General features: G+C 70.0%; 8 protein-coding genes. All 8 read right to left on the bottom strand.

The genetic code is table 11. From position 1 onward, the window contains the following. The 8 genes from GGR71_RS06925 to GGR71_RS06890 all read right to left on the bottom strand — a co-directional run bounded on the left by GGR71_RS06925 (position 1) and on the right by GGR71_RS06890 (position 14,312). The gene (locus GGR71_RS06925; protein ID WP_160963904.1) at positions 1-2,367 is read right to left on the bottom strand and encodes a glucosidase family protein; all 2,367 of its coding nucleotides are present in this window, start codon (positions 2,365-2,367) and stop codon (positions 1-3) included. Positions 2,368-2,517: 150 nt separating this feature from the next. Then, on the bottom strand, positions 2,518-2,826 hold the full coding sequence (locus GGR71_RS06920) for a flagellar basal body protein (protein ID WP_160963906.1): 309 nt from the start codon (positions 2,824-2,826) through the stop codon (positions 2,518-2,520). 521 nt (positions 2,827-3,347) lie between these two features. Next, complete coding sequence (locus tag GGR71_RS06915) at positions 3,348-5,660, bottom strand: S9 family peptidase (protein WP_160963056.1); 2,313 nt, start codon at positions 5,658-5,660, stop codon at positions 3,348-3,350. 141 nt (positions 5,661-5,801) lie between these two features. Then, the gene (locus tag GGR71_RS06910) at positions 5,802-7,373 is read right to left on the bottom strand and encodes an APC family permease (RefSeq protein ID WP_160963054.1); all 1,572 of its coding nucleotides are present in this window, start codon (positions 7,371-7,373) and stop codon (positions 5,802-5,804) included. Positions 7,374-7,764: 391 nt separating this feature from the next. Continuing rightward, the gene (locus GGR71_RS06905) at positions 7,765-9,606 is read right to left on the bottom strand and encodes a DUF885 domain-containing protein (protein ID WP_160963052.1); all 1,842 of its coding nucleotides are present in this window, start codon (positions 9,604-9,606) and stop codon (positions 7,765-7,767) included. Next, on the bottom strand, positions 9,603-11,435 hold the full coding sequence (locus GGR71_RS06900) for a DUF885 family protein (protein WP_184451762.1): 1,833 nt from the start codon (positions 11,433-11,435) through the stop codon (positions 9,603-9,605). Before GGR71_RS06900 ends, GGR71_RS06905 begins: the two co-directional genes overlap by 4 nt. Positions 11,436-11,517: 82 nt before the next feature. Further along, entirely contained in the window at positions 11,518-12,726 is a 1,209-nt protein-coding gene (locus GGR71_RS06895; protein WP_160963048.1) for a M24 family metallopeptidase, read from the bottom strand. Beyond that, positions 12,723-14,312 (bottom strand): aldehyde dehydrogenase family protein, encoded by a 1,590-nt coding sequence (locus GGR71_RS06890; protein ID WP_160963046.1) that lies wholly within the window; start codon positions 14,310-14,312, stop codon positions 12,723-12,725. Before GGR71_RS06890 ends, GGR71_RS06895 begins: the two co-directional genes overlap by 4 nt. Position 14,313: the final 1 nt, after the last annotated feature.

Raw genomic sequence — 14,313 nt, 5'->3', positions numbered from 1 at the left:
TCAGCCGTAGACGGCCGAAATCGCCACCGTCGCGGCGCTGCCGGCCGGGACCAGCACGCGCTCGTTGCGCGGCCCGGACAGCGCCGCCGGCTGCCCGTCCAGCCGCACCTCCTGCAGGCGGGTGCCGGCCGGCACGCGCAGGGTCAGCCAGGTCCGTGCCGGCCGCTGCGCCGGCAGCGTCACGCTGCCGTCGATGCGCTTGCGCGCCGGATCCCCGTGCAACGCCAGCGACACCCTGCCCCAGCGCGTCGGCGCCGCATCGATCGCGATCGTCTCGCCGCTGCCCAGCCAGTCGCGCGGCAGCGCCCGCGCCAGGAACAGTTCCTCGCCGGCGCTGTCCTCGAACACCAGCATCCAGCGCAGCAGCAGCGGGATGGTCAACTGCGCGGGGATGCAGAACAGCGGCATGCCACCGGTGATGCCGCTGACCTCGCCCGCCGTCCAGCTGCCGCGGGTGTGCACGTGGTAGCGGTGCGCGTACAGGAACAGCAGGTATTCCTCGATACGATCCAGGCGCAGCAACTGCTGCGCGTAGCCGTAGGAGATGAAGCCGAGCAGGTCGCGCGCCTCCGGCGTCGGCGCGGTGATGTTGCCGACCACGCCGAGGCTGGTGCCGCCGTGGCCGCGCACGCAGTCGATGACCAGGTGCGCCAGGTCGTCGGGCAGCACGTCGGCCTGCAGCAGTTCGGCATAGGCGCGGTGCGGCCAGCCCTGCTCGCTGGGATGTTCCTGCTGCAAGGACTGGCGGAAGGTGAGCTTCACCCCGGGCAATGGGCCGATGTAGGGCGGCTGCAGGTCGCGGCGGACATTGCCGCGCAGGGTGCGCAGCAGTTGCGCGGACAGTTGCTGCGCGCGGCGCTGCCACTGCGCTGCGGCGGCCTGCCCGCCCGGCCCGGCGATGCCGCTCCACACCGCGGCCAGGTCCTGCCAGCCGCGCACCGCCAGCGCGCTGTTGGCGTAGTACGGCTTCCACCACACCTGCGGATCGGGGAACAGGCAGGCGTCGGATTCGTTCCAGCCATGGATCAGGCCGTGCCCCGCTGCCGATGCCGGCAGGCGCAGGCTGGCGTCGTGCAGTTCGATCAGCACCTGCGCGGTGGCGGCGATCTTGTCGCGGTGCTTGCGCAGCAGCGCGGCATCGCCGGTGTAGCGCAGGTAGCGCGCCAGCAGCGACAGGGTCAGGCCGAACTGGCCGGTCTCCGGGCCGCGCATGTTGACCATGCCGTCGGCCTGCACGAAATCGCTGAAGTAGCCGTCCAGCACCGCCGCGGCCTGGGCGAAGCGGCCCCACTCCAGGTTGGCGTACAACGAACTGGTGAAGGTGTCCTGGAAGCCGTCGTATTCGTTGCCGTAGTAGTCGCGATCCACCGCGCCGTACTTGGGATAGGTGCCGCCCGGGCGCACCACCAGTTCGCGGGCGAAGGCGAATCGTGCCATGTCGCGCCAGCTCGGGTCCGGGGTCTGCGCCTGCACGGTATCGGCAAGTTGCGCCTGCCAGTAGCCGGCGAAGGCGAGCAGGCCGCGGTAGAAGTCCTCGGCGCTGCGCGGGCCGCGCCGTGGCGGGTAGTCGGGATAGCTGTAGCCGTACACCACCTTGCTGACCTTGCCGTGCTCGACCAGCGCGCTGCGGTGCCAGGTCTGTACCACGAAACGGTCCTCGGCCAGCACGTCGGCGAACAGCAGGATGTCGTAGTAGCGGCCCTCGCCGGCCGGCACCACCTTGCGCACCGCCGGCATCCAGCCGCCGAGCAGGCCTTCGCTGCGGTTCCGCACCAGTTCGTCCTTGCCCAGCTCAGGAAACGACTGGATGGCGCGATAGCAACGGGTGCGCCCGTCCGGGTACACCGGCATGGTGTCGGCACATTCGCGGGTGCCGACGAAGGTGGTCCACGGCAGGCGCCCGTTGTAGTCCTTGGGATCCAGCTGCGAGGCCGGCGGCGGCGCGACGTCGCGCACCTCCTCGGCGCGCGGGTCGCCGTCGCGCAGCAGGCGATCGGCGAGCAGGTCGGCATCGGCCATGGCCACCTCGGCCAAGGCCATGCCGAAGTACGGCGCTTGCGCAGACGGATACACCGCTTCGGTGCGCTTGCCCAGCACCAGCGCGCCGCCCGGCCCGCGCAGGGTCAGATCGCCGTCGGGCTGGCGCAGGTCTTCGTACACCTCCCAGGTCGCACCGGCCTCGACGAAACGGCATTGCAGGGTGTGCCCGGCAAGTGCGTCGGCCGCCAGCGGCTGCAGTTGTGGCGGTGCAGGCGCACGCGCGACGCTAGACGCCGCCGGTGCCGCGGCGGCACGCCCGGCCAGCGCTTCCACGCCGGCGACCGCACCGACCGCTAGGCCCTGACGCAGGAAATCTCTCCGATCCATTTACCGTCCCCGATGCAATGCGATCGTCGCATCGTGCGCCGCGCGCGCCGCAACGTCTTGTGCGCTGTGCCGAGGATCGGTGCGGAAAATCGCATAGCCGCGTGGTCGCGGCGGTGCTGCGCTGCGGGATCGCAACGCGTCGGTGGCCGCCTACGCGAGCACGTCGAGCAGGCTGCCGATGCTGTCGTCGGCCGCGCGCAGCACGCGCGCATTGGCCTGGAACGCGGTGCGCTCGGTCAGGGTGCCGACCATGTCGTCGACCAGATCGCTACCCTGCCCGTCGGCCTGCTGCACCTGCCCGACCACACCGCCGCCGGCACTCGCCTGGTTCACCGGCACGGAGCGCTGGAAGCCCTCGGTGGCGAGATTGGCGATGTTGTTGGCGCGCACCTGCAACCCGGACCCCGCCGCACGCATGCCGGACAGCGCGATCGAGGAGGTGGGAGCAATGGCGGTCATGGCGGGCCGGGATGTGGGGAGACGTGCCGGGATATCGGCTGGTTTGGCGATGTCTTTAGTTTGGGGATTTGGGAGTGGGGATTTGGGATTCGCAAGAGCGGGGGCGTCGGCGCCGATCGCCAAAGCCCCTCTCCCACCGGGGCGACAGGGCACGGCTTGCGCGCCACTGGCGCGCGTGCCCTGGAGCGCCCGCGCCGCAAGCGCGGGCCGGGGCGCGGAGCGGGGGTTGGGGTGAGGGTCCGGACGCCGCAATGCCTCCGAAACGCCAGTGCACCACCCGTACCCTCATCCGCCCCTGCGGGGCACCTTCTCCCGATGGGAGAAGGAATCATCGCGGGAGACCAAAGCCCCTCTCCCGCCGGGAGAGGGGTTGGGGTGAGGGTACGGTAGCACCGCGCGGCTTCCGGACCAATTGCAGCACCCGTACCCTCATCCGCCCCTGCGGGGCACCTTCTCCCGATGGGAGAAGGGAATCATCGCGCCTTTACGAATCCCCACTCCCAATCCCCAATCCCGGCTCACTACAGCCGATTCCACGCCGGCGTCGGCTCCCCAAGCAGATGCCGCACGAAGAAGTCGTACTGGCGACGCTGCACATAGTCGATGGGACCGGTGGAACGGCCGACAGTGTGTTCGCCACCGGGCACGGCGAGCAGATCGAAATCCTTGCCGGCCTTGATCAGGGCGTCCACCACCTGCGCGGTCGAGGCCGGGTCGACATTGCTGTCCTGCTCGCCGACGATCAGCAACAGGTCGCCGCGCAGCTTGGCCGCGTTGTCCACGCCGGACGCGCGCGCGTAGCTGGCGTCCACCGGCCAACCCATCCACTGTTCGTTCCAACTGATCTTGTCCATGCGGTTGTCGTAACACCCCGCATAGGCCACGCCCACCTTGTAGAAGTCCGGGTGCCGCTCCAGCGCGCCCAGCGTGCTCTGCCCGCCGGCCGACGCGCCGTAGATGCCGACGCGGCCGATGTCGTAGGACGGATCCTGCGCCGCCAGCGCCTTGTGCCAGGCGATGCGGTCGGGGAAGCCGGAATCGCCGAGGTTCTTCCAGGCCACGTCGTGGAAGGCCTTGGAGCGGTTGGCGGTGCCCATGCCGTCGATCATCACCACGATGAAGCCCAGGTCGGCCTGCGCCTGCATGCCGATCTGCTTGTCGCCGCCGGAGTGGTAGCCGAACGGCCAGAAGGTCTTGGGCACGAAGGAATCGTGCGGGCCGGCGTAGATGTTCTCGATCACCGGGTACCTCTTGTGCGGGTCGTAGTCGCGCGGCCGCACCACCATGCCCCAGATGTCGGTCTTGCCGTCGCGGCCCTTGGCGACGAAGATCTGCGGCGCGCGCCAGCCGGCGGCCTGCAGCTTGCCGATGTCGCCGCGCTCCACCACCTGCAGGAGCTTGCCGTCGATGGCGTGCAGCTCCATCACCGGCGCCATGTCCGGACGCGAGTACACGTCCACGTAATGGCGGCCGTCGTCGGCGATGGCCACGTCGTGGTCGGCATCGACCTCGGTCAGCCGGGTCAGGTGGCCGCCGTCGAAATCCACCGCAAACAGTTGCCGATAGTACGGATCCTTGCCCGCATCCATGCCGCTGGCGGTGAACCAGATGCGCCGCTGCGCATCGTCCACGCGCAGCACGTCGCGCACGATCCACTCACCCTTGGTGATCTGCGTCTTGATCCGGCCACTGGTGCCGTCGAACAGGTACAGATGGCGCCAGCCGTCGCGTTCGGAGATCCACAGGATCTCCTGGCCCAGGCCATCGACATCGTGGTGGTAGCTGCGATCGGCATAGACGAAGGTCTTGGCGTCCTCGCCCACCGCCACGTGCGCCTTGCCGGTGGCCGCGTCCACCGCGATCGCGCGCATGCGCTGGAAACCGCGCTGCACGTAGTCGAACACGAAACTGGCGCTGTCGCGGCGCCACTGGATCGGCGAGAGCTGGTAGGGGTTGGCGAACAGGGCATCGTCGATGGCCAACTGCTTTGGCGTACCGCCGTGTGCGAGCGCACTCAGGTCGAACAGCACCGGCCGCTCGATGTCCACCGCATCGCCGGGCTTGGGATACAACTGGGTGCGCACCACCGGCTGGCCACCGCCGGGCGGCGCCGCCTCGACCCGGGTGACGCGGCGGGGAAAGCCGGGCTTCACCCGGTACAGCGCCAGCCGCTGCGAATCCGGCGACCAGGCGATGGTTTCCGGATCGTAGAAATCATCGCTGCGGCCATCATCGGCCAGGCGCAGCGTGCGCCCGTCGGCCACCACGCGCAGCATCACCGCGTTGCCGTCGACATAGGCCTCCCAGCGCCCGTCCGGCGAGCGCCGCGGGGTCGCGTCGGCCGGCACGCTCAGGTCACGCACCACGCCGAAACCGCGCGGCCGCGGCTGCGGGCCGCTGTCGGCGCGCGCGCAGACGTAGCTGGTGAGCGTGCAGCGCCACGGCATTTCATCCATCTCGAAGGCGATCGCGGCCTGCGACTTGCCACCCTCGGCAACGTAGGCGAAGCGCGTAAACGGCAGGCGCAGCGCAGGATAGGCGGTGCCGGTCGCCGCGCTCAGCGCGCTTGCCAGCCGGTCCTGGTCGAACGCCGGCTGCTTGCGCTGGCTGGCCACGTCCTCGACCACGAAGGCGAAGCCGCCCGGCACGGTCTTGCGGTAGTAGAACGCGCCGTCGTCGCGCCACTGCGCCGGCCAGGTCACGTTCTCGGTCAGACCGATCCAGGCCTCGCGCAGGCCCAGCGACCGTTGGTAGTCGGCGACGCTGGGCGCGGCCTGGGCGGCGCCGGCGCAGCACGCCAGGGCAACGACGATCGATGCAACGAACTTGTTCATGCGGTTTCCGAGAGTTTCGATGGCACGCTTATTTCTCGTAGGAGCGGCTTCAGCCGCGACGGGCTTTCCCGATAACGTCTGTCGCAGCTAGTCCCACAAAAGGGACAAGCGCTGCCCCTACGCACACACACACGCACCGGGCTATTCCCCGTCATCCTCTTCCAGCGCCAGTTCCTCAGGACGCAGGCCGCTGCGCGCACCCCAGTGGTAGCAACCCAAGGCGATCGCCGCCACGCACAGCGTGTCCCAGGGATGCGCGATCCAGCCGCTGCCGCCGAAGGTGCCCAGGCGCGACACCACCAGCACCAGCGCGAAGAACACGATCAGCCACAGCACGCCGCGCACCTGCCGCCACAGCCGCGCGCGGCCGGCGGCGTTGGGCAGGCGGTACAGCACGTACAGCGCGAACATCGCGATCTGCAGGCCGAGCAGCCACGACAGCGTGTTCCAGGTCGACCAATACACGATCAGCCCGGCGACGATGAACGACAGCGGCCCGAGCAGCGCCATGCCGCGCAAGCGGAACGGCCGCGGCAGCTCCGGCACGCTGCGCCGCAGCGCGGCCACGGTCACCGGCGCCACCGCATAGCTCAGCACCAGCGCCGCGGACACCACGTTGATCAGCGCCTCCCACGACGGGAACGGCAGGGTCCAGAACACCGACAGGCCCAGGCTCAGCCACAGCGCCGGACGCGGGATGCCGGAGGCGGCGTCGACGCGGGTCAGCACCGGCAGGAAACCGCCGCTGCGCGCCCAGCCGTAGACCACCCGCGGCGTGGCGTTCATGTAGATGTTGCCGGTGCCGCTGGGCGAGATCATCGCGTCGCAGATCACCAGCGCCGCCAGCCAGCCCATGCCCAGCGCCAGGGCGATGTCGTGGTACGGCAGCGAAAACGCCTTGTCGATGCCACCCCAGCCGTTGGCCAGATGCTGCGCCGGCACCCCGCCGAGGAAGGCGAGCTGCAGCAGCACATAGATCACCGTGGACAGCGCCACCGACAGGATCAGCGCGATCGGGATGTTGCGCTGCGGATCGCGCACCTCGCTGGCCACCGACACGATCGGGGTCAGCCCGAGGTAGGCGAAGATGATGCCGCCGGCGGAGATCGCCGCCTCCACCCCGGCCGCGCCGAACGGCGCGAAGCCCTGCACGTGCAGGTTGCGCGCATCGAAGTGCGCCATCAGCAGCACGATCACCAGCACCGGCACCAGGAACTTGAACACGCTGACGATGTTGTTGGCGGTGGCGAAGGTCTTGACGCTGTAGTAGTTGAGCAGGAAGAACGCCACCAGCAGCGCCAGTTGCAGCAGCCAGCCGGCGACGCTGGGATGGGTGCTGCCGGCCTGGTTGAGCCAGGGGAACCACGCCGCCGCGTATTGCCGCGCTGCTTCCACCTCGATCGCGATCAGGCTGGAGAAAGCGATCAGGGTGATGAAGCCCATCAGCCAGCCGAGCAGCACGCCATGCGAGTACTCCGGGTAGCGCACCACGCCGCCGGCGCGCGGCAGCGCCGCACCCAGTTCGCAGTACACCAGGCCCAGCAGCAGCACCGCCACGCCGCCGGCGATCCACGACACGATGCCGGCCGGCCCGGCGATCGCCGAGACGTGGCTAGCGGAGAACAGCCAACCGGAACCGAAGATCGAGCCCAGACCGATGAAGGTCAGATCGGTCAGGCTCAAGCGCTTGTGGAACTTGCCTTGTGCGGCCATGGCGTCTCCCGCTGGATTGGTGTCACTGGCGATTCACAACAACCTGCAGTTGCCCCTTCTCCCTTCGGGAGAAGGTGCCCCGCAGGGGCGGATGAGGGTACGGGCGCAGCCTCGTGCAGCTGAAACAGCGCATGCGCTTCGCGCCCCTACCCTCACCCCAACCCCTCTCCCAAAGGGAGAGGGGCTAAAAAGCCGGCTCTCCCTTCTCCCACCGGGAGAAGGTGCCCCGAAGGGGCGGATGAGGGTACGGACGCAGTCTCTGCCAGTTCCATGGCTCAAGACTGCACCACGTCCGCTCACTCGCATCCCCTCACTCGCATCTCCGCCCTGCCCCATGGCCTCGAACGGCGGCGAGAACCGTTCGCCATCCCGGCGCGTGGCGACGCGTTCGTCATGGAGCCGCCGGTGCGTTCGTTGCGGCGCCCCAAGGCGATTTCCCACCCTCGGCAATGAACCGATCGATGCGCTGCTCCAGCACCGGCAGCGGCACCGAGCCGGTTTCTAGCACCGCATCGTGAAACGCGCGCAGGTCGAACTTCTCGCCCAGCGCCTGTTCCGCCTTGCGCCGCAGCTCCAGGATCTTCAGCTCACCGAGGTAGTACGACAGCGCCTGTCCGGGCCAGGCGATATAGCGGTCGACTTCGGTGGTCACTTCGTGCTCGCTGAGCGCGGTGTTGTCGCGCAGGAACGCCTGCGCCTGCTCGCGCGTCCAGCCGTCATGGTGGATGCCGGTGTCGATCACCAGCCGGCACGCGCGCCACATCTGGTAGGTCAGGTAGCCGAAGCGGTCGTAGGGGGTGTCGTACATCCCCATCTCCTGCCCCAGGTATTCCGAGTACACCGCCCAGCCCTCGCCGTAGGCGGAAATGAAGGTGTAGCGGCGGAAATCCGGCAGATCGCCCTGCTCGGCGGCCAGCGGCATCTGCAGCGCATGGCCAGGCGAGGATTCGTGCAGGGTCAGCGCGGTGAGGTTGTACAGCGGCCGCGACGGCAGGTCGTAAGTGTTGACCAGGTAGATACCCGGGCCGCCACGGCCGCCGGTGTAGAACGGCGCCAGGTCCGCCGGCACCGGCTCGATCGCGAAGCGCTGCCGCGGCAACCGGCCGATGTAGTCGCCGATCTTGCCGTCCACGCGCTTGGCGATCCACGCCGCGTCCTTGAGCAGCTCTTCGGGAGTCTTGGCGTAGAACTTCGGATCGGTGCGCAGGTAATGCAGGAACGCCGGGAAGGTCTGCTGCCCGGGCGGGGTCTTGAAGCCGCTGTCGACGATCGCCTGGTCCATCTCCTTGCGCAGCCGCGCCACTTCCTTCAGGCCCACCGCGTGGATCTGCTCAGGGCTGAGATCGAGCGTGGTGTATTCGCGGATCTGCGCGCGGTAGTACGCGGAGCCATCGGGCAGCGATTCGGCAGCCAGCGCCGGACGCGCCTTGGGCAGGTACTCCTCGCGCATGAACCGCAGCAGCTTGGCGTAGGCCGGCACCACCTGCTGGGCGATCGCCGTGCGCGCCTGCGCGCGCAACTGCGCCTGCAGCGGCGCGGGGATCGTCGCCGGCATCTGCTTGAACGGGGTGTAGAACAGATTGGTCTCGCCCGGCGCCTGCGCGACCTCGGCGATCGACTGATCGCGGCCCTGCAGGGTCACCGCCGGCTGCGCGAAACCACGCGCCAGGCCGGCGCGCATGTTGGCGATCTGCTCGTCGAAGTAGCGCGGGATGTCGGCGAGCTGCCCCAGGTAGCGCTGGTAGTCCTCGCGGTTGCGCAAGGTGGCGCGTGCGGTGAACCCCAGGTCGCTCCAGAACGCGGTGTCGCTGTTGAACGGCATCTCCCAGGCGCGGAACCGCTGCTGGTCGAGCAGCACCTGCAGCTGCTGGCGATAGACCTGATAGTTCACTTGGTCCTGCGCCGACAACTGCGCCGGGTCGATCGCGTCCAGGTCGTGCAGCGCCTGTTGCCAGTACGCGGTGCGCTGCGCCTGGGTGTCTGGATCGACCTTGGGCAGGTGATCGGCGGCCTGGCCCTGCGCGTCCTCGTCGTCGGCGCCGGCGAACTGCGCCTGGCGCCATGTCCATTCACGCTGATACAGCGCCTTGAAGCGCGCGCCAGCATCACCGGCGGGCGCAGCGGAGGCCGGCGCGGACGTCTTTGCCGGCGCGGCGGCGGCAGCGCCCTGCCAGGCCAGGGTGCAGGCGATGGCCAGGGCCAGCGCCGTGCGCAGTCGGGAACGGGAGGTCATCGCGAAGTCTCCGGAGTGGCGGGGGCGCCGGCCTGGACCTGGGCGATCCAGGCGTCGATGCGCGCGTCCAGCAGGTCCAGCGGCATCGCGCCGCCGCCGAGGATGGCATCGTGGAAGGCGCGGATGTCGAAGCGCTCGCCCAGCGCGCGCCTGGCCTTCTCGCGCAGTGCCAGGATGTCCAGTTCGCCGAGTTTGTAACCCAGCGCCTGGCCCGGCCAGACGATGTAGCGGTCGGTCTCGGACTGGATGCTGGGCTCGTCGTCGGACGGATGCGCGTGGAAGAAATCGACCATCTGTTGCCGGGTCCAGCGCTTGTAGTGCACGCCGGTATCCAGCACCAGCCGGTTGGCGCGCAGCAGTTCGCCGGCCAGGCGGCCGTAGTCGCTGTACGGATCGCGGTAGAAGCCCACTTCCTTGCCCAGCCGCTCGGCGTACAGCGCCCAACCTTCCACGTAGGCGTTGTAGCCGGATTGCTGGCGGAACGGCGGCAGCGGCAGGGTCTGCGCAAGCGAGATCTGCAGGTGATGGCCGGGCACGCCTTCGTGATACGCGGTGGCCTCGATGTTGACCAGGGTGCGGTGTGCGTAGTCGCTGGTGTTGACCATCACCAGCCCCGGCTTGCTGCCCTGCGCATCGCTCTGCCAGTACTCGGCACCGGGCGCGGTGGCGCGGAACGCGGGCATCGCGCGCACCTCCAGCGGCGTCTTCGGCAGCGTGCCGAACAACGTCGGCAGCTTCGGCTGCATCTGCGCGATGTCGTCGCGGTAGCGCTGCAGGATCTGCTCGGACGAGGTGGCGAAGAACTTGCGGTCATGGGCCACCGCCTTGCGTAGCGCAGCCAGGTCGGCATAGCCAAGCTGCTTGGCGATGACGCCCATCTCGCCTTCGATGCGCGCGACCTCGGCCAGGCCGGTCTTGTGGATCTGCTCGGGCGGCTGATCGGTAGTGGTCTGGGTGTGGATCGCAAAGCGGTAGCGGCGCTCGCCATCGGGCAGCGACCACAGGCCTTCGTGGGCGCGGCCCTGCGGCGCGTATTCGTTGGCGACGAAATCGGCCAGCTTGCGATAGGCCGGGCGCACCTGCTGGTCGATCGCCGCGATCATCGCCGCGCGCAGGCGCGGCCGCTCCGCCTCGGGCACGGCCGCGGGGAACTGCTGCAGCGGGGCGGCGAACGGGCTGTCGGCGCCGGCCGGCGCGGCGATCTCGCGCACCTGTGCGGGAATGCGCTCGAGCAGGTACTTCGGCTGCACCAGTCCGTCCTTGGCGCCGGCACGCGACAGCGCCACCACTTGGTCGAGCAGCGCCGGGATCGCCTGCAGGCGCTTGATGTAGTCCTCGTAGTCCTTGACGCTGGCGAACGGAAACGCCTGAGCGTAGCCCGGCAGCGCGACCTGGATGCCGCCCACCGGCTCCAGCGGCATCTCGTCGTTCTTCAGCGCGATCGCCTCCAGCCGGTCGCGCAACTGCCGCTGCATCATCTGCAGGCTCAACTGCTCCTGCGCTGACAGCGCCCTGGCATCGATCGCATCGAAGCGTGCCAGGAACCCGGCGGTGGCCTGGCGTTCGGCCTCCAGGGCGGCAAGCGAATAGTCGCTCCAGCGATCGTTGTAGCGGCTGTCGCCGATGATGCTGGCGAACTCGGGATGGTGGGCGAGCTGGTACTGCCACTGCGCATCGAGCAGCGCGGCGAAAGCCTGCGCTGGCGGCACCGCGGCCTTGGCCGGTGCCGCCGCAGCCGGCGCCGCGGACGTTGGCGCCGCGGACGGCTGGCAGGCCGCCAGCAGGCTCAGCAGCAGCACACCGGCGGCGGGCAGAGGCATGCGTTTCATCGAGGGACTCCGCAGGGCGGCACGCGCCCGTGGCACGCCGCGGCGGCCGCCGGGCAAAGGGTGGAAGCGGCCGCCCTGCGCATCAGGCGAACGGCCGGTCGATCGCTGGCGACGGCGGCGTGAACCACTGCGCACCGTCTTCGGTGACGTAGAAATGATCCTCCAGGCGCACGCCGAATTCGCCCGGCACCACGATCATCGGCTCGTTGCTGCAGCACATGCCCGGGGCCAGCGCCAGCGCATTGCCGCGCACCAGGTACGGCGCCTCGTGGATGCTCATGCCACAGCCGTGGCCGGTGCGGTGCGGCAGCCCCGGCAACTGGTAGTCCGGGCCGAGCCCGGCGCGCTGCAGCACCTTGCGCGCCGCCTCGTCCACCACCGCGCAAGCCACGCCCGGCCGCACCGCGGCGAACGCCGCCGCCTGCGCGTCGTGCTCCAGTTGCCAGATGCGCCGCTGCTTCTCGCTGGGCTCGCCGAAGATGTAGGTGCGGGTGATGTCGGAGTGGTAGCCCTGCACGGTGCAGCCGGTATCGATCAGCACCAGTTCGCCCGGGCGCAGCGCCTGCACGCCGGGAATGCCGTGCGGATACGCGGTGGCGTGGCCGAACTGCACGATGCAGAAGGTCGAGCCGTTGTCGGCGCCGAGCGCACGATGCGCCTGGTCGATGAAGCGGGTCAGCTCCGCGGTGGTGATGCCTTCGCGGATCAGTCCGGCGGCCAGACGCTGCACGTGCAGGGTCATGTCGCAGGCCTGCTGCATCAGCGCCAGTTCCGCCGGCGACTTGCGCATGCGGCAGCCGTCGACGATGGTCGTCGCATCGCGGATCGCGATCCGGCCCAGTACCGCCGCCAGTCCGGTGTGCACCGCGAAGGCCACGCCCGGGTCCAGCGCCAGGCTCTGCGCGTCCAGTTCCAGCAAGGCCTCGGCGACCAGCGCGTGCGGATCCTCGTGTTCCTGCCACAGGCGCTTGCGCACGGGCAGGCACAGCACGGCGTCCAGCGAGCCTTCCTCGAACGCCGGGCAGATCAGCAGCGGATCGCCTTCGGCGGTCAGCAGCATCGCCACCAGCCGCTCGCTGGCGCCCCACGGCACGCCGGTGAAGTAGCGCAGCGAGGCGCCGGCACCGATCAGCAGCGCGTCGGCGCCGTGCGCGCGCATCAGTGCACGCGCGTTGGCCAGGCGTTGCCGGTACTCCTGCTCCTGGATCGCCGGCGTCCGCTGCGGCCACGGCGCCAGTTGCGCGTGCGCCTGCTCCAGGGTCAGTCCGCCGATCTGGGATTGCTCGCTCATGCGCGCGGCTCCACGTCGGCGGTGCTCCAGCAGCCGTCGATCAGCCGCTGCACGCCGCCGGGATTGCGGTCGCGCAGCAGCGCCGGCAGCAGCGCGTCGGGCACGCCGTCGTAGCTGTGCAGCGCGGCGAAGCGGCGGATCGCCGCCGGCATGCCGACGGCCGTGAAGCCGGGATGGCCGGTGCTCGGGTACGGGCCGCCATGGTTCATCGCCGGGCTCACTGCCACGCCGGTCGGCATCTTGTTGCAGATCAGGCGCCCCACCCGCGGGCGCAACGCCGCGGCCAGCGCGGCGAAGGCCGGATCGTCGCTGCCGTCGGCGGCGCGATAGAGCGTGCCGGTGAGATTGCCCTCGAAGCTGCGCGCCAGGGCGGTCAACTGCCCCAGCCCGCCGCGCACGATCAGGCTGACCGGGCCGAACGCCTCGGTCTGCAGCGCTTCGGGCTGCTGCAGGAACGCCTCGGCCGACACCTCCAGCAGGGTCGGCGCATGCCGATAGCCAGGGCCGGCATCGGCCTGGCCGCCGGCCAGCACCGCGGCGCCGGCATCGCGCAGCGTGGCCACGCTGCGCTGCAGGTGCTCCAGCACGCCGCGCGAGAACAGCAGAGACGGCGCGGCCGCGGCGAAATGCGCAGTGGCCGCGGCGACGAAGGCATCGCCGGCCTCGCCCTCGGGCACCACCACGATGCCGGGATTGGTGCAGAACTGGCCGCTGCCCATGGTGCAGGAAGCGAAGAACTCCTGCGCCAGCGCCGCGCCGCGTTCGGCCAGCGCGCCCGGCAGCAGGAACACCGGATTGACGCTGGACAGCTCGACGTACGCAGGCACCCCTGCACGGTCGGCGGCGGCCTTCAGCGCCAGGCCGCCGGCGCGGCTGCCGGTGAAGCCGATCGCGCCCAGCCGCGGATCGCCGGCCAGTTCCAGGCCCAGCGTGTTGTCGAAGTGATAGAGCAACTGCACCGTCGCCGCCGGCAGGTCGTTGGCCAGCAACGCCTGGTGCGCGAGCTGCGCCAGACGCTGGCTGGTGGCCGGATGCGACGGATGCGCCTTGGCGATGACCGGATTGCGCGCGGCGATGGCCGAGGCGAAATCGCTGCCGGCCACCGCGTTGAACGCGAACGGGAAATTGTTCGGGCCGAACACCAGCACCGGCTTGTGCAGCGGCCCCAGCTGCGCGCGCAGGCCGGCCGCGGTGTCGATCACCGGCTGCGCCCAGCTATGGCTGCGCGCCGCCTGCGCGGCCTGGCGCAACTGCCCGCTGGCGCGCGGCAGCTCCACCTTGGCCAGGCGCGGCTCCACCGGCAGGCCGGTCTCGGCATGCGCCAGCGCCACCAGGCGCTCGACGTCGGCGTCGATCGCGTCCGCATACGCGTCCAGGAACGCGGCGATGCGTTCCGGCGCGGCCGCCGCCAGCGCATCGGCGCTCAGCGCCGCCGCGCTCAGCGCCGCTTCCAGGTCGGCGGCGCCGCTGATCGGAAACGACGGACCGAACGCGCTCCCGTCGCGCGGATCCTCGGCGCGGAAGCTGCCGCGCTCTTCCAGCGAGGCCTGCCAATGGCCGGCCAGCAACAGCGGTTGCATGCTCATC

The organism is Xanthomonas sp. F1, assembly GCF_014199855.1.
This window is presented reverse-complemented; position numbering and strand designations above follow the sequence as displayed.

What these genes read in the sequence shown, in the direction of transcription:
- GGR71_RS06925 (WP_160963904.1), bottom strand. Translation starts at nt 2,367, where the DNA reads ATGGATCGGAGAGATTTCCTGCGTCAGGGCCTAGCGGTCGGTGCGGTC.
- GGR71_RS06920 (WP_160963906.1), bottom strand. Translation starts at nt 2,826, where the DNA reads ATGACCGCCATTGCTCCCACCTCCTCGATCGCGCTGTCCGGCATGCGT.
- GGR71_RS06915 (WP_160963056.1), bottom strand. Translation starts at nt 5,660, where the DNA reads ATGAACAAGTTCGTTGCATCGATCGTCGTTGCCCTGGCGTGCTGCGCC.
- GGR71_RS06910 (WP_160963054.1), bottom strand. Translation starts at nt 7,373, where the DNA reads ATGGCCGCACAAGGCAAGTTCCACAAGCGCTTGAGCCTGACCGATCTG.
- GGR71_RS06905 (WP_160963052.1), bottom strand. Translation starts at nt 9,606, where the DNA reads ATGACCTCCCGTTCCCGACTGCGCACGGCGCTGGCCCTGGCCATCGCC.
- GGR71_RS06900 (WP_184451762.1), bottom strand. Translation starts at nt 11,435, where the DNA reads ATGAAACGCATGCCTCTGCCCGCCGCCGGTGTGCTGCTGCTGAGCCTG.
- GGR71_RS06895 (WP_160963048.1), bottom strand. Translation starts at nt 12,726, where the DNA reads ATGAGCGAGCAATCCCAGATCGGCGGACTGACCCTGGAGCAGGCGCAC.
- GGR71_RS06890 (WP_160963046.1), bottom strand. Translation starts at nt 14,312, where the DNA reads ATGAGCATGCAACCGCTGTTGCTGGCCGGCCATTGGCAGGCCTCGCTG.